Source organism: Mycobacterium tuberculosis complex sp. N0072 (genome assembly GCF_030323725.1).
Lineage (GTDB): Bacteria > Actinomycetota > Actinomycetes > Mycobacteriales > Mycobacteriaceae > Mycobacterium > Mycobacterium tuberculosis.
Genome location: NZ_CP040689.1, coordinates 1,181,597 through 1,197,429, shown reverse-complemented (window position 1 = coordinate 1,197,429; position 15,833 = coordinate 1,181,597). Strand labels below are relative to the sequence as shown.

Genomic DNA, 15,833 nt, shown 5'->3' with positions numbered 1-15,833 from the left:
CGCATGACGTACGAAACCATCCTGGTCGAGCGCGATCAGCGAGTTGGCATTATCACGCTGAACCGTCCCCAGGCACTGAACGCGCTCAACAGCCAGGTGATGAACGAGGTCACCAGCGCTGCAACCGAACTGGACGATGACCCGGACATTGGGGCGATCATCATCACCGGTTCGGCCAAAGCGTTTGCCGCCGGAGCCGACATCAAAGAAATGGCCGACCTGACGTTCGCCGACGCGTTCACCGCCGACTTCTTCGCCACCTGGGGCAAGCTGGCCGCCGTGCGCACCCCGACGATCGCCGCGGTGGCGGGATACGCGCTCGGCGGTGGCTGCGAGCTGGCGATGATGTGCGACGTGCTGATCGCCGCCGACACCGCGAAGTTCGGACAGCCCGAGATAAAGCTGGGCGTGCTGCCAGGCATGGGCGGCTCCCAGCGGCTGACCCGGGCTATCGGCAAGGCTAAGGCGATGGACCTCATCCTGACCGGGCGCACCATGGACGCCGCCGAGGCCGAGCGCAGCGGTCTGGTTTCACGGGTGGTGCCGGCCGACGACTTGCTGACCGAAGCCATGGCCACTGCCACGACCATTTCGCAGATGTCGGCCTCGGCGGCCCGGATGGCCAAGGAGGCCGTCAACCGGGCTTTCGAATCCAGTTTGTCCGAGGGGCTGCTCTACGAACGCCGGCTTTTCCATTCGGCTTTCGCGACCGAAGACCAATCCGAAGGTATGGCAGCGTTCATCGAGAAACGCGCTCCCCAGTTCACCCACCGATGACGGAACCGGCTGCAGCGACGACCACCAACGCCAGCGACGAACCAGCTACCGGCGCTGAGCAGGCGGTCGACACCGCAGCAACTCCACAAACCCCTGAACCGCAACCGATCCGCAGCACTTGGTGGATTCGCCACTACACATTCACCGGCACCGCGATGGGCCTCGTTTTCGTGTGGTTCTCGATGACGCCGTCGCTGCTGCCGCGTGGTCCGCTGTTTCAGGGACTGGTCAGCGGAATCTGCGGCGCCTTCGGATACGGCTTGGGAGTCTTCGCCGTCTGGCTGGTCCGCTACATGCGCTCGCACAATTCCAGCCCGCCGCCACCACGCTGGGCGTGGCCGCCGCTGATCGCAGTCGGCGCGGTCGGCATGGTGGGTATGGCAGTGCAGTTTCATGTCTGGCAAGACGATGTGCGCGACCTAATGGGTGTCGAGCACCTGCGGTGGTACGACTACCCGCTGGCCGCCGCATTGTCGCTGGTCGTGCTGTTCACGCTGGTCGAAATCGGCCAGTTCATCCGATGGCTGTTCCGTTTTCTGGTGGGACAGGTCGATCGCATTGCGCCATTCCGAGTTTCGGCGGCCATTGTGGTGGTGCTGCTCGTGGTGCTGACCATCACACTGCTCAACGGTGTGGTGCTCAAGTTCGCGATGAATTCCATGAACAGCACGTTCGCTGCGGTCAACAATGAGATGAATCCGGATTCGGCACCGCCGAAAACCCCGCTGCGATCGGGTGGCCCGGGATCGCTGGTGTCGTGGGAGTCGCTGGGCCATCAGGGCCGAATTTTCGTCCACAGCGGTCCCACCATCGCCGACCTCACCGCGTTCAACGGCACCCCGGCCGTCGAGCCGATCCGAACCTATGCGGGGTTGAACTCGGCGGACGGCATCATGGCCACCGCGGAGCTGGCGGCGCGCGAGCTAGCGCGCACCGGTGGCTTGCGCCGCGCCGTTGTGGCAGTGGCCACGAGCACCGGAACCGGTTGGATCAACGAGGCGGAAGCCTCCGCGCTGGAGTACATGTACAACGGCGATACCGCGATCGTGAGCATGCAGTATTCGTTCTTGCCGAGCTGGCTGTCTTTCCTGGTGGACAAGGAGAATGCCCGGCACGCCGGCGAGGCGCTGTTCGAGGCGGTCGACAAGCTGATCCGTCAACTGCCCGAGTCGCAGCGCCCGAAGCTGGTCGTGTTCGGCGAGAGCCTGGGATCGTTCGGCGGTGAAGCGCCGTTCATGAACCTCAACAACATCCTCGCCCGCACCGACGGCGCGTTGTTCAGCGGACCGACGTTCAACAACACCGTTTGGAACTCCTTGACTGCGAACCGCGATGCCGGATCACCGCAGTGGCTGCCCATCTACGACGACGGCCGCAACGTGCGTTTCGTGGCCCGCGCACGCGACCTGCAACGCCCTGATGCGCCGTGGGGCAGACCGTGGGTGGTGTATCTGCAGCATGCCTCTGATCCGATCGCCTGGTGGACTCCCCGCCTGCTGTTTCGGGAGCCGGACTGGCTGCGGGAGCAACGGGGCTACGACGTCCTTCCCCAGACACGCTGGATCCCGGTGGTGACGTTCGTCCAGGTTTCGGCCGATATGGCGGTGGCTACGCATGTGCCGGACGGGCATGGTCACCGCTACGTCGCCACCGTGGCCGACGGCTGGGCCGCGGTGCTCTCGCCGCCCGGCTGGACACAGCAGAAGACGGAGCGGCTGCAGCCATTGCTGCACGCCAACGCCAAGCCCTTCGGCTCGTAGGGCGGGCAGCGGGTCGGCCGGTTTGGCGTGCGCCGTCGGCGTGGCGGCTAGCCCGAGCCCATATCGATGGACGACAAGACGGTGTTTGTCTAGGTGTTAGACATCATCAGCAAATAAAAACGGGAAATGTAAAGCTATTGGACACAGTCGACGTCATGAAACGGTACGAACATTCCCCTGGAAGACAAATCGGTGCTGCCATACCGCTCGACGACGACGCCCATCGTGCGACCAATAAAAATGTCTTGGGGAAAGATTTGTCGAACACTCTGCATTTCCGTTCCGGGCGTGCTTAGACTCGCGCCATCACGTTGACTCCGGTCCCGATATCCGTCGCCCGGCGATGAGGGAGATGCGCGAAATGTCCTACATGATTGCGGTGCCAGACATGCTCAGCTCGGCGGCTGGGGATTTGGCCAGCATCGGATCGTCGATCAATGCCTCAACGAGGGCGGCCGCGGCCGCGACGACGAGGTTGTTGCCGGCCGCCGCCGACGAAGTGTCGGCCCACATTGCGGCACTGTTTAGCGGACATGGCGAGGGCTATCAGGCGATCGCCCGGCAGATGGCAGCGTTTCATGACCAGTTCACGCTGGCCCTGACGTCAAGTGCGGGCGCGTATGCCAGCGCCGAGGCGACCAACGTCGAACAGCAGGTGCTGGGTTTGATCAACGCGCCCACCCAGGCGCTGTGGGGGCGTCCGCTGATCGGCAACGGCGCCGATGGGACCGCGGCCAATCCCAACGGTGGCGCCGGTGGGTTGTTGTATGGCAACGGCGGCAACGGGTTTTCCCAAACCACCGCCGGGCTCACCGGGGGTACCGGCGGGTCGGCCGGGTTGATCGGCAACGGCGGCAACGGAGGGGCCGGCGGAGCCGGCGCCAACGGCGGCGCGGGCGGCAACGGCGGCTGGCTCTACGGCAGCGGCGGCAATGGCGGCGCCGGCGGCGCCGGCCCCGCCGGAGCCATCGGCGCGCCGGGCGTCGCGGGTGGTGCCGGCGGGGCCGGGGGAACGGCCGGATTGTTCGGCAACGGCGGTGTCGGCGGCGTCGGCGGTGACGGCGGACAAGGCGGCAACGGTGCCGGCGCCGGGGCCAGCGGCACCAAGGGCGGTGACGCCGGCGCCGGCGGGGCGGGCGGTGCCGGCGGCTGGATCCACGGCCACGGCGGCGCCGGCGGTGACGGCGGCGCCGGCGGGGCCGGCGGACAAGCCAGTCCCGGCGCCCCCGGCCCACCCAGCCAACCGGGCGGCGCCGGTGGTGCGGGCGGCGCCGGTGGCCGCGGTGGCGACGGCGGGTCGGCCGGCTGGCTGTCCGGCAACGGCGGTGACGCCGGCAACGGCGGCGGCGGCGGCACCGCCGGCGGTGCCGGCAACGGCGGCCAATTCGGTGGAGACGGCGGCACCGGCGGCACCGGCGGCACCGCCGGCGCCGGCGGCAACGGCGGACGAGGCGCCGTGCTGTTCGGTCACGGAGGTAACGCCGGGCACGGCGGCGAACATGTCGTGGCCACCGCCGGTAAGGGTGGTACGGGTGGTGTCGGCGGCGACGGCGGCGGCGGCGGCGCCGGTGGTGGCGGTGGGCTGCTGTATGGCAACGGCGGGGCCGGCGGCAACGGCGGGGCCGGCGGCGCCGGCAACTCCGGGGGCGACGGCGGCACCGGGCTCAACGCCGCACTAGGTGGTAACGGTGGCGGTGGCGGTGTCGGCGGCAACGCCGGGGCCGGCGGCACCGGCGGGTCGGCCGGCTGGCTGTCGGGCAACGGCGGCGCCGGCGGTAGCGGCGGCAGCGCCGGAGCCGGCGGCGCCGGCGGAAAGGGCGGCGACACCCCCAACGGTCTGGCCATCAATCTCGGTATCGGCGGCAACGGCGGGGACACCGGCAACGCCGGCAACGGCGGCAACGGCGGATCGGCCGCCAGGCTGTTCGGTGGCGGCGGCGCCGGCGGCGCCGGCGGAACGGGCAGCACCGCCGGCAGCGGCGGCAGCGGCGGCACCAACCCGCCGACCGGGCTTCAAGCCGCCGGCGGTAACGGCGGCAGCGGTCACGCGGGCGGTCACGGCGGCAACGGCGGCGGCGCCGGCCTGCTCGGCGGCGGCGGCACCGGCGGCAACGGCGGGGGCGGCGGCCAAGGCGGTCTGGGCGCCGCCGCCGGCGGTGTCGACGGCAACGGCGGCAACGGCGGCAACGGCGGCAAGGGCGGCGACGCCCAGTTGGTCGGTGACGGCGGCAACGGCGGCAACGGCGGCAAGGGTGGCGCCGGCCTGATCGCCGGACTCGACGGCGCCGGCGGCGCCGGCGGAACTCGAGGACTCATCTTCGGCAACGCCGGCACGCCGGGGCAGTAACGACCCAGCCAGCAGCGGCGAGCCAAACTACCCGCCCACGGCACCACCAAGCTCGGCCAGCACGCCGCCGGCCGCCAGCGCACGATAGCCACCGACGACATCGGTGGCCCGGTGCAACCCCAAGTCCAGCAGCGACGCTGCCGCCAGGCTCGAGGTGTAGCCCTCCGAGCACAGGATCACCCACTCGACGTCGTCGTCGACGGCCTGGGGCAGCCGGGCGTCGCTGGTGGGATCGCAGCGCCATTCCAAGACGTTGCGCTCGATCACTAGCGCCCCTGGCACCTCGCCCTCCCGGGCCCGCTGGGCTTGGGGCCGGATGTCGACGAGCACCGCGCCGCGCCGCGCCGCCTCGGGCACCTGGTCGGCCGCAAGGCGCCGATACCGGCGGCGAGCGGCCTCCAGCACCCGGTCGATTCGGCTCATCCCGACCCTTCGGGCTGGTCGGTCAATTCGGTGCGCTGGCGGCGCAGCGTGTTGCGTTCGGTGATCTCGTAGTACGACATCGCCGTCAGCGGCGGCGAGTAGGCGTGCACGCTCAGGGTTGGCGCCACAGCCATCCCGGCCGCATCAGGCCCCCCAATCGGCCGGGGCGCCCACACCACGTCGTGCACCCAACCCAACGGGAACCCTGCCTGATCACCGGCATCGAGGCGGCGCCGTCGCAACCGACGGCCGTCCCAACGATATTCGTTGAGCGACCCGCTCAGCACGGTCAACGCTCCCAGGGACCCGCCATGGTCGTGCAGCTCGGTCGGTTGACCGGGAACCCAGCTAATCAGCCAGATATCCAGCTCCTCGTCACCGTGGATGCGGGTGTACCAGCGCTGCGTCTGCGGGACACCACCGTCGGGTAGCAGGTGGTCGCAGCGCCCGCCAAGCACGTCGTCTGCGGCTTGGTCGGTGGCGCGCAGGAGATCGGCTACACGCAGCCGTGTGGGTCCCGGTGATGGAACCGCGGTGGTTGGCGTGACAAGAGGCATAACCACGGGAGAACTCCAAAGAGTCGAACGGACAGGGCGGACGGCAGGTCAGGGCCGACAACACCCACAAAATCCGTAGCGCTCCATCACGCGGTCAGTCTTGCATAGATTGGGACGGTGCGCCCGAGCCGTTATGCCCCCCTGCTGTGCGCAATGGTTTTGGCGCTGGCGTGGTTGTCGGCCGTTGCCGGCTGCTCTCGCGGCGGCAGCAGCAAAGCCGGACGTTCGTCAAGCGTTGCCGGTACGTTGCCGGCGGGCGTCGTCGGCGTCTCCCCGGCCGGCGTGACCACCAGGGTTGACGCTCCCGCGGAATCGACCGAGGAGGAGTATTACCAGGCCTGTCACGCCGCAAGGCTGTGGATGGATGCCCAGCCCGGCTCCGGCGAGTCGTTAATCGAGCCGTATCTGGCGGTGGTCCAAGCATCGCCATCCGGAGTTGCCGGCAGCTGGCACATCCGCTGGGCGGCGCTGACCCCGGCACGGCAGGCGGCCGTGATCGTCGCGGCGCGCGCCGCCGCCAACGCGGAATGCGGATAACGCTCGGCAATTGAGATCAGGGGTGCAAGAAACTAGTGGCCGGATCCCGATAAGGGCACCTCGCCGAGCAGAATGAAAGCATGCCCGCACCAGCTGCCCTCCGGGTGCGAGGGTCGTCTTCGCCGCGCGTCGCACTGGCGCTCGGCAGCGGCGGCGCCCGGGGTTACGCCCACATCGGAGTGATCCAGGCGCTGCGGGAGCGCGGCTATGACATCGTTGGGATCGCCGGCTCGTCGATGGGCGCGGTGGTCGGTGGGGTGCATGCGGCCGGCCGACTCGACGAGTTCGCCCACTGGGCCAAGTCCCTGACGCAGCGCACCATCTTGCGGCTGCTGGATCCGTCTATTAGCGCGGCCGGCATCCTGCGGGCAGAAAAGATTCTCGACGCGGTGCGCGACATCGTCGGCCCGGTCGCCATCGAGCAGCTGCCGATCCCCTATACCGCGGTGGCCACCGACCTACTGGCCGGCAAGTCGGTGTGGTTTCAGCGCGGCCCCCTCGACGCGGCGATCCGGGCGTCCATCGCCATACCCGGGGTGATCGCCCCACACGAAGTCGACGGACGCCTGCTGGCCGACGGCGGAATCCTGGATCCACTGCCGATGGCGCCGATCGCCGGGGTCAACGCCGACCTGACCATCGCGGTCAGCCTTAACGGCAGTGAGGCCGGCCCCGCTCGCGATGCGGAGCCCAACGTCACCGCCGAGTGGTTGAACCGCATGGTGCGCAGCACTTCCGCGCTGTTTGACGTCAGCGCCGCCCGGTCGCTGCTCGACCGGCCTACGGCGCGGGCGGTGCTGAGTCGCTTCGGCGCGGCGGCCGCGGAATCGGATTCCTGGTCGCAAGCTCCGGAGATCGAGCAGCGTCCAGCCGGCCCACCAGCTGACCGCGAGGAAGCCGCTGACACACCCGGGCTACCCAAAATGGGCAGTTTCGAGGTGATGAATCGGACGATCGATATCGCCCAATCCGCACTGGCGCGCCATACGCTGGCGGGCTATCCGGCCGACCTGCTGATCGAGGTACCGCGTTCAACGTGCCGAAGCCTGGAATTTCACCGCGCGGTGGAGGTGATCGCCGTCGGCCGCGCGCTGGCCACCCAAGCCTTGGAAGCATTCGAGATCGACGACGACGAATCTGCCGCTGCGACCATCGAGGGCTGATCAAACGCCGAGCAGCCTGGCAACGGCTTGCGCTTCGCGGCGGCCCTGCTGACGTCCGGCCATCGCCGAGTTCACACGGCAGAGCGGATCCAGCGGGTTGGGCCCGAAAGCCGCCAACGAGTCGTCGTCGGCGAACACGGCAAACACCATGCCGGTGGCTGCCGCGATCTCCGCGGCCGCCCCGCCGCCAAAGGGCGACGGCGCGTCGGCGCCGGCGGGCACCAAAACCACGGCGGCATCACAATCGTCGGCGACACCAAGGTTGACCGAGCTGGCCACCCCGCCATCCATGTAGCGGCGGCCGGCAATTGTCACCGGAGGCCACGCCCCCGGCACCGAGCAACTGGCCGCCACCGCGTCGACCAGCGCCACATTCGACTCGCGATGGAAAACAACCAATTCGCCGGTGGCGATGTCGATCGCGGTGACCCGCAACACCCGGTCCGGCCAGTCGTGCGACGGCAAGCGCTGGGCGATCACCTGACGGCGGACGGACTCCGGAACGGTGTCGACCGCCAACGCCACGGCACCGATCCGTTGTAGCCGCCGGCGCGTCGAAATGTGCGGCTCGGTCACGGCAGTCAGGAAAAGATCAGTGATGGCATCGATGTCGACACCGGGATCGATCTCGGCCGACGTCTCGGCGAGCTGCCGTTCGTACAGCGTGTCGAGCGGGCAGCCACTGCTGATCTGCGCGGCGACCGTTGCACCGGCCGATGTCCCGACCAACACATCCGAATCCAGTAGCAGCCGGGCCGCCGCCGGCGATTCGTCCGCGATGCCGCGCAAAACACCTGTTTCCCAGGCGATTCCGGCCAGTCCTCCGCCGGCCAATACCAGCGCGCGTCTAGTTGTCACGAGTTCACGCCGACGTGTGTTGCGCATGCAGTACCGGCTCGCTGAGATCTTCCCGGAGAATCGGATGTCTGGGTGGATCAGGTAGCACCAGACTCCTGTTGACCCGCAGGGCGGCGTCCACGTGGACCAGCTCCCCCGCGTCCAGCAGGCGCCAACGCGGGTTGTCATCCATCGGTTCAGTCGCGAACACCACCGACGACCGTTCGCGCAAGTGCGTCGAGTGTGCGCGGATTCGCTTGCTTCGCAAGTGGAACTCGGGCGCACCGTCGCCGCGGCGGTCCAAGATATACAGCTCGTGGGACTCCGGATACCGCAGTGCCCATACATCGGTCGCGGTGCTGAGCAACACGTTGACGGCATAGATCGGCACATTCGCCGCGAGCCACCTCAGCGCGTCAATCAGACCGGCTGATTCGTTGCCGTCCCGGGCGCGGATCGAAGCGGTGATCAAAGCGAATACGCGCTCGGAGTCGGTCTGGCCCAACACCAGGTCATCGGCGCCGACCTCGCGCAGCCGTTCGTCGAGGACATCCAGTCCTTCGACCACCCCATTGTGTGCGAAGATCCGCCCGTCTTGCAGGAATGGGTGGGTATTGCGGATGTCGAGCGACCCGGTCGTCGCGTAGCGAACATGGGCGACGAACGTCGTGCCGGTCAGCTCGTGGGCTTCGGTGGCGAAGTCGGCGTCTTGCCAGGCCGCTATTGGTTGCTTGTGTAGCCGCGGCTGGTGGTGTTCGTCGAATACACCAAGGCCGGTGCCGTCGGGGTTTCGTCGGCTTTGCTCGGCCAGGCTATCCGAGGCGTTCAGCAACCAAAACGTCGCGGTGACAGCATCGGTTCCGGAGTGCAAGCCAAAGAGTCGGCACATGACCCCGACGGTAGACGAAGCCGGCAGCGCCGCTCAGCCCACCAACAAAGCGGAAAGCTTCTCGAGCACCCCGCGCGCGTAGCCCCGCCACATCCTGGCGAACACCGGCAACACCGGCGCGGCCAGCGCCGATCTAGGATGGATGGTCCATTGCCAGGTCACCGTGGTTCCGGTATCCGCGGGAGCGAAGCTCCACTTGCCCTCCACCAACGCGACCAGCGGCGCCAACGGGCCCTTGATGTCGGTGAGCGTGTAGCCGAACGACCGCGGCGGGTCGACACTGGTCAGCTCCTCGCGCACGCGCCCGCCGCCGACCATCGTGATGACACGGGCCTGTCCGACAGAATCCCAAGCACCCGTTTGATCCCGGACCTCCTTGATTGGTGGGATCAGGCCGTACCAGTGCGAACAAATCACCGGCAGCGCTGCCGCCAGCGTGCCACCGAACGCATCCTCGGATTGCACCGGAATCGCTCGCGATTGCTCGACGACGACAGACTTTGCCATTGGATTACCCGTCCGATTCTCGACATCCCGGCCGGGGACGCCGCCAGCAACTCTAGCGTGCCAGCCCGGGAGCGGCCCGGCCGGTGATGAGCGGCAGGTCGAAAAAGCTCTGGATCCCCGCCGGGGCGGCGCAGGTTGCCGGGATCGCGTTGACGCAGTGCGCCGCGGTTGCCACGATCCCGGGGTTGCTCTTCAAGCCGGCCGCCACGGTCTGCGGTTGCCAACCCTTGATGGTGACGCAGGTGTCCGGGCTGCCGCGCACTTCGATCTCGTAGCGTTCTCCGGCCGGCCCGAATGACCAAGGGGGATCCAGATTTTCCGATCCCATCAACCAGTTCACGGCGATCTGGACGACCACTGTGTCCTCGACCAGCGCCTCCCAATGGAAGCGGCGTCCGGCCACCTGTCCGGGCTCAATTACTCCGATCGGCGAGTCGATCGGGGCGGTCGCAACCGCCACCTCCTGCGAAGTGCGGATCTGGGGGTCGGCGGCAAAGCCCAACCGGTCGACACACAGCCGTACCGACTGCAGGAAGCCCCCGTCCAGAATTTTCTGCATCGGTCCGGTCAACGCGCTGTCCGGTGTGCCGCCGAAACCCATCACATAGCGCAGCACGTCCGGCGCTCCATAGCTGCGCAGATCCGAAAACTCTTCGGAGCGAACAAAAGTCACACCGGTGGACATCACCGACAGGAGCAACGGGAACAGCTCGGTGACAGCCCCGGGCCCAATTCCGGCGCCGTGCAGCGTCGCATTGCCGGCCTGCGCGGCGACTTCCAGTGGGGCGGCCTCCTTTTCACTCGGATAGAACCACCCAAGCGGAGTGACCACGTTCTTGCCCGAACGCAACAGCGCGGCGACTTCGTCGACGCTGGGCAGCAATGGCGCGTAGATCACCGCGTCGGCGTCCAGCGCCAAAACGTCGTCGATGCTGTTAGTCGCGATCACGCCCAATGGTGGTGAACCGATGATTTCGCCGACGTCTTTGCCGCTCTTGGCCGCCGAATGCACCCAGCAGCCTACGAGTTCGAGTTCGGGATGCTGCAGCACGCCTTTGATCGCCGCCACACCGACCGATCCCGTCGCCCATTGAATGACCCGCAGGCTCATGGTCACCTTTCTACCCGCGAGCAGACGCAAAAGCCCCCATTTCGACACGAAAATGGGCGATTTTGCGTCTGCTCGCGCGGGTCAAGTGTGCACCTCGGTGATCTGGTAGGCACCTTCGGCGTAGCGAGAACGGATGGCCTTCTTGTCGTACTTGCCCACGCTGGTGCGGGGAATCTCGTCGACAAACGCCCACCGCTCCGGCAACCACCAGCGAACGACCTTGTCCGCCAGGAATGCTCGCAGATCACCAGCACTAACGGTGGCCCCTTCCCGAACTACGACAACCGCCAGCGGCCGTTCCTGCCAGCGCTCGTCGGGAACGCCGACGACCGCGGCCTCGAGCACGTCCGGGTGCGCGATAAGGCAGTTCTCCAACTCAACCGAGGAGATCCATTCACCGCCGGACTTGATGACGTCTTTGGCGCGGTCGGTCAGGGTGATGAAGCCTTGCTCGTCGATGCGGCCGACGTCACCGGTGCGCAACCAGCCGGAATCGAACTTGGACTCGTCACGTCCCCCGTAATACGAGCCAGCAATCCAGGGCCCGCGAACCTCCACCTCGCCAACGGCGTTGCCGTCGTTGGGCAGCACCTGGCCATCGTCGTCGACGATCCGGGTCTCCACCCCGCACACCGGTTGGCCCTGAGTGATGCGGAATGCCCAATGCTGGTCGTCCGGGGTGCCAGGTGGCGGCCAGGCCATGGTGGCCAGCGGCGATGTTTCCGTCATGCCCCACAGCTGCCGAATCTGGACATCGTGCTTGTCCTCGAAGGTGCGCATCAGCGATTCCGGAACCGCCGATCCGCCGCAGGCGACCAGACGCAGCGATGACATGTCGTGATCGGGGTCCTTCTCTAGGTAATGCATGACGTCGTTCCAGATGGTTGGCACCGCGCCGGCCAACGTCGGCTTCAGCGTCTCCACCATGTGGATCAGCGAGCGGGCGTCGAGATGCCGATCGGGTAGCACCAAGTCCGCACCCGCCATCAAGGCCGCATACGGTAGCCCCCACCCGTTGGCATGAAACATCGGCACGATCGGCAGCACCTTGTCACTGGACCCGACCCCGATACCGTTTGTGGTGCAGGCCGCCATCGTGTGCAGAAAGCTCGAACGATGGCTGTATACAACGCCTTTGGGATTGCCGGTAGTACCGCTGGTGTAACACATTGCGGCCGCGGAGTTCTCATCGATCTGCGGCCACCCGAAGTCGGGGGATTCGGCGTCAATTAATTCGGCGAAGCGCAGCACGGTCTTGCCAGCTTCCCGCAGCGGCGTCGTGTCGCCCTCTCCTACCGCGATCACGGTATGCACGGTGTCGAGTTTGGGCAGCACCGGCGCGAGCAGTCTGGCCAATGACAAGTCGACCAGAATGACGCGGTCTTCGGCCTCGTTGGTGACATAGGCGATCTGCTCGGGGAAGAGCCGGATGTTGAGGGTATGCAGCACCGCGCCCATCGACGGGACCGCGAAGTAGGTCACCAAGTGTTCGGTGTTGTTCCACATGAACGTGGCAACCCGCTGGTCCCCGGTAACACCGAGGCGGCGCAACGCATTTGCCAGCTGGCCAGCTCGTTGCCCCACATCGCGATAGCTACTGTGCCGATAGCCCTCACCCGTCGCGGTGGTGACCGTGCGTCGCCCGTGGACACCGCAGCCGTGGCGCATGATCGCGGTGATCGTCAACGGAAAGTCCTGCATCGTGCCGTACATCGATGTACCGCCTTACGGGTCTCGGCGCGCCTCATGTCCTCCTCGGGCGAATGCTATCGCCGCGAGAAGTCATGAGAAACGGGTTCCCCCGAGAAGCGCGTTCGAGCTAGGCGAGCGCCGGCGCGTACTGCTGCAGCTCAGGCGAGAACCACTGCATAGACCCGCGGCGCTGTAGCGCCAGCTGCTCGGTCCCGGACACGATGGTCGAGGCAACCGCTGTCCTGGTGATGGTGCCGGAGTAGTCGGCGATGTACAGGTACTTTCCGTCCGGGCTCTCGACCACGCACGACGGCTGGCCGGTCCTGATCGTGCCGATGACATCGTGCGTACGGGTGCACAGCACGGTCACCCGATCCTCGCTGACCAAGTAGGCGCGATCCGCGTCGCCGCTAACGCTCACCCGGGTGACCAACCCGCCGATCTCGCTGATCGCGCGCGAGCTGGTGATCTGGTGGGTGCGAGTGTCGATGACGTCGACCACTGCCCCGAAGTCGGAGCCGCAGCTGGCGACGTAGGCGATGGCACCGTCGGGGCTGAGCGCGACGTCGCGGACCGATGACCCGATGTCGATGGTCGCCACCACGCGCAAGCCCGCCGCCGCCTGGTTACCCCGGGGTTTGGAGCTCTTCTGCCGCGAACGCGAGCGACTCCCGATGCGTCCCCCGTCGGACTGCGCGCGGGTCGTGATCACGACGAGCAGGCCGCCGGATGGCCCATTGGCGCCGACGTACAGGACACTTCCGTCCGGGCTCATCCGCACGCATTGCGTGGTGGTGCCCGGCGCCTGGGAAACGTCTACGACGTCGATCAGTGCGCCCGTCGTCGTGTCCAGCACCGCAACGTCAGCACCGCGAGTGCCATTTCGGCTGACGTACAGGTACTTGTCGTCCGGGCTGAGTGTCAGGTCGCTCACACTGAGCGCCAGCGGATGGGTGCCGAGAACGGTGTTCGTGGCCACGTCGATGACCGCGATCGCGTCGTACGCCGACGACACCGTGCTGACGTACGCGCGGTTGGCTTCCGCATTGCCCATGGCGATCGCGAACGGTTCGTTGACACTGGTGACGGTCTGGGTGACCCGGCAGGTGTCGGTGCCGACGACCGAGACGGTGTCGGTGCCGTTGTTGGTCACTACCAGCAGACTGCCGTCGCGGCTGATGGCGATGCCACCGATCGGACCGCCCTGCACCGGAATCTTGACCACGGCGGAGCCCGGTGCGGTGCCGAACTCGAAGACCTGGGCATCTCTGCTCTCTCGAGCGACCTCCCGGCCGTTCATAACGCTCATGCGCCGCTCCTCCTCATCACTTCGTTCCGCATCGTCGCCGGCGCGGCTCATACGCGCCGCTCCTCGCTTGCTGTGTCTGCGGGCCTCCAGGCTTGCGACAGCACAGCAACCGTGCTGTGCGACGCCGACTGCCCGGGATTCGCCGCATTTCGGCACCAAAAGCGCTGATTCATACTGGGCTGGAATAAGTCTAGCGACCAAATTCTGATCAAAAATTTCACGAATTAGACGCTGTTACCTAGGTCACGTGACCGACTTATGTTCCGCTCAGGATACCGATCATGACGTATCCCGATACGGGGTATGTGGCAAACCAGTGCTATGAGCAGTAACTGCAGTTTTAGCGTACTTCGCTAACAACCAGCACACGCTCCCCATAACTGGGAAATAAGAAATTCTCATAATTCAAATCAAAATGAGGCTAATATCACATTGCACACGAGTAGGCAGGTCTCAGCATATTTCGTCGGCCCTGCGACGTGAACGCCTCATGGTCAATGTCGACGGCAAGTGGCTGTATCGAATATATTTTCGATGAGACTGGTTAGTGGTCACAGGCGGCGGTGATCGCTGAGGTCGGTGCGGCCTTGCGGATCAGCCAGGGGCCAACGGCCAGCCAGCTGCGGTATGCGCGAGTGCCTAGCCATGGTCGGCCAAGTCTTCACCGCCGGCGACATCGACTACCGGATGTTTCAAACGATCGTGTGTCGCAGCGATCTGACCGTCGACGGTGAGGTGTTGGCGCCGTGGCCGCCGAGCTCGCTCTCAGGGCGGCTCGCTGGCCGTCGATGACCCAGCGCCGGCTGGCCGTCCACGTCGATGCAATCGTGGCCCGCGCCGATGCGCTGCGCCGGCAGAAGAAGACTCAGGCCGATCGGAATCTAGATTGGGCACAGCCAAGACGGTGTCCGCGAGATCGCCGGCAGCCTGCTGCGCCCCGACACCCACGCCCTAGATGAGGTTGACCATGCTGGCGGCCGCCAACCGGCGAACAAACCAAGCACTAGCTGAACTGAGTGTGCGGCCGCGGCAGGGCGACGCCGTCGACGGTGAGGTCGACCTTCTCGTTGTAAAACGCCACCAGGCCGGCGATCGGGGCAACGGCGGGCAGTGGATAGTGATACGTCCAGGCCAGGTCGCGGTGCACGGCGTCGCCGACGCGCACAGACCAATAGCCCGACGTCGTCCCCTTGTACGGACACAACGTCTGCGTCGAGGTGGGCTCCAGATGCTCGAAAGCGATGTCGGCCGGATCGATGTAATACCTTGTGGGTATCCCGGTTTCGAATAGCAGAACGGGCGATCGGGTGTCAGCGAGCACAATGCCGTCCAGCTCGACACGGACGTGTCGGTGCGAGCGCAGCGCATCGGCCCGCTGATAGGGATTGCGCGGATGGCCGTAGATCGGCTCGTCCTCCTCGAACCACCGCAGCGGATCCCAGTTGAAACGCACGGTGCCCGCCACCGGGCTGTCGCCGTCGACATCGAATACCCGCGCCGCCGATCGGTGGGTCTGACCGGCGCTTACCAAGGAGTGCAGCCGCGACGGACCCAGCTGCACTCGCTGCGGGTGGTTCTCGTCGCGCAGGAACTCCATGCGGACATCCGCCAGCGGGATGTAGTACTGCGGGTAGTAGGGAACCTCCCAGACATAGCGCGCCGCACTGGTGTCGAAGACGAGCACATGTCCGAGATAGCCGCGAACTCGCCGCGGGGCCGGTTCTATTCTTCCCCGGGTAGCAGCCATTTGGGGGTAATCCACGCTCATCGCGATGCTCCTTGTCCGGCCATAGCAACAGGCGGGGCGTAGGTGGCCCGACGGGAGTCGCCCCGCTCAAACCAACGTATCGCCAGGTTGGGTTGCTGGCTTGAGCGGCGAGCAGCAGCAGTGCCCAACGCCATGACTTGCCAACAACGATTTCCC

At 66.6% G+C, this 15,833-nt stretch carries 15 protein-coding genes; 6 read left to right on the top strand and 9 right to left on the bottom strand.

The window, feature by feature from the left end:
• The first annotated feature begins 3 nt into the window (after positions 1–3).
• The 3 genes from FF952_RS05710 to FF952_RS05700 all read left to right on the top strand — a co-directional run bounded on the left by FF952_RS05710 (position 4) and on the right by FF952_RS05700 (position 4,884).
• A complete protein-coding gene (locus tag FF952_RS05710; RefSeq protein WP_003904543.1) occupies positions 4–777 on the top strand; it encodes an enoyl-CoA hydratase in 774 nt (257 codons plus the stop codon).
• The gene (locus FF952_RS05705) at positions 774–2,537 is read left to right on the top strand and encodes an alpha/beta hydrolase (RefSeq protein ID WP_003903300.1); all 1,764 of its coding nucleotides are present in this window, start codon (positions 774–776) and stop codon (positions 2,535–2,537) included. The genes FF952_RS05710 and FF952_RS05705 overlap by 4 nt, the downstream gene beginning before the upstream one ends.
• 361 nt (positions 2,538–2,898) lie before the next feature.
• Positions 2,899–4,884, top strand: a complete 1,986-nt coding sequence (locus tag FF952_RS05700; protein WP_031656320.1) for a PE family protein — start codon at positions 2,899–2,901, stop codon at positions 4,882–4,884.
• A 27-nt stretch (positions 4,885–4,911) separates the two neighbouring features.
• Here the strand turns inward: FF952_RS05700 and FF952_RS05695 are convergent, their stop codons facing one another.
• Positions 4,912–5,307, bottom strand: a complete 396-nt coding sequence (locus FF952_RS05695; RefSeq protein ID WP_003405651.1) for a rhodanese-like domain-containing protein — start codon at positions 5,305–5,307, stop codon at positions 4,912–4,914.
• Positions 5,304–5,870 (bottom strand): cysteine dioxygenase, encoded by a 567-nt coding sequence (locus FF952_RS05690; protein WP_003405649.1) that lies wholly within the window; start codon positions 5,868–5,870, stop codon positions 5,304–5,306. Before FF952_RS05690 ends, FF952_RS05695 begins: the two co-directional genes overlap by 4 nt.
• 111 nt (positions 5,871–5,981) lie before the next feature.
• On the opposite strand from FF952_RS05690, the gene FF952_RS05685 reads away from it, so the two are divergent.
• Both FF952_RS05685 and FF952_RS05680 read left to right on the top strand, forming a co-directional pair.
• Positions 5,982–6,401 carry a lipoprotein LpqV gene (locus FF952_RS05685; protein ID WP_003405645.1) on the top strand — a complete coding sequence of 140 codons (420 nt, stop codon included), beginning with the start codon at positions 5,982–5,984 and terminating at the stop codon, positions 6,399–6,401.
• Positions 6,402–6,481: 80 nt separating this feature from the next.
• On the top strand, positions 6,482–7,564 hold the full coding sequence (locus FF952_RS05680) for a patatin family protein (protein ID WP_003405642.1): 1,083 nt from the start codon (positions 6,482–6,484) through the stop codon (positions 7,562–7,564).
• Here FF952_RS05680 and FF952_RS05675 read toward each other — a convergent pair whose 3' ends face one another.
• From FF952_RS05675 to FF952_RS05650, 6 genes are all read right to left on the bottom strand, one after another.
• Positions 7,565–8,422: a patatin-like phospholipase family protein gene (locus tag FF952_RS05675; protein WP_003405640.1), complete on the bottom strand. Its 858-nt coding sequence runs from the start codon at positions 8,420–8,422 to the stop codon at positions 7,565–7,567.
• A 4-nt stretch (positions 8,423–8,426) separates the two neighbouring features.
• Entirely contained in the window at positions 8,427–9,290 is an 864-nt protein-coding gene (locus FF952_RS05670; RefSeq protein WP_003903297.1) for a class II glutamine amidotransferase, read from the bottom strand.
• Positions 9,291–9,323: 33 nt separating this feature from the next.
• Positions 9,324–9,797 (bottom strand): SRPBCC family protein, encoded by a 474-nt coding sequence (locus tag FF952_RS05665; RefSeq protein WP_003405633.1) that lies wholly within the window; start codon positions 9,795–9,797, stop codon positions 9,324–9,326.
• A gap of 52 nt (positions 9,798–9,849) precedes the next feature.
• Positions 9,850–10,914, bottom strand: a complete 1,065-nt coding sequence (locus tag FF952_RS05660) for an NAD(P)H-dependent amine dehydrogenase family protein (RefSeq protein WP_003405629.1) — start codon at positions 10,912–10,914, stop codon at positions 9,850–9,852.
• Positions 10,915–10,989: 75 nt separating this feature from the next.
• Entirely contained in the window at positions 10,990–12,621 is a 1,632-nt protein-coding gene (locus FF952_RS05655; protein WP_003405625.1) for a long-chain fatty acid--CoA ligase, read from the bottom strand.
• Positions 12,622–12,727: 106 nt separating this feature from the next.
• Positions 12,728–13,909, bottom strand: a complete 1,182-nt coding sequence (locus tag FF952_RS05650; RefSeq protein ID WP_003405622.1) for a YncE family protein — start codon at positions 13,907–13,909, stop codon at positions 12,728–12,730.
• 627 nt (positions 13,910–14,536) lie between these two features.
• Here FF952_RS05650 and FF952_RS05645 point away from each other — a divergent pair.
• A complete protein-coding gene (locus tag FF952_RS05645; protein ID WP_003898712.1) occupies positions 14,537–14,701 on the top strand; it encodes a DUF222 domain-containing protein in 165 nt (54 codons plus the stop codon).
• Between the two features lie 211 nt (positions 14,702–14,912).
• Here the strand turns inward: FF952_RS05645 and FF952_RS05640 are convergent, their stop codons facing one another.
• Complete coding sequence (locus tag FF952_RS05640; protein WP_003900263.1) at positions 14,913–15,677, bottom strand: DUF427 domain-containing protein; 765 nt, start codon at positions 15,675–15,677, stop codon at positions 14,913–14,915.
• Positions 15,678–15,833 lie beyond the last annotated feature (156 nt).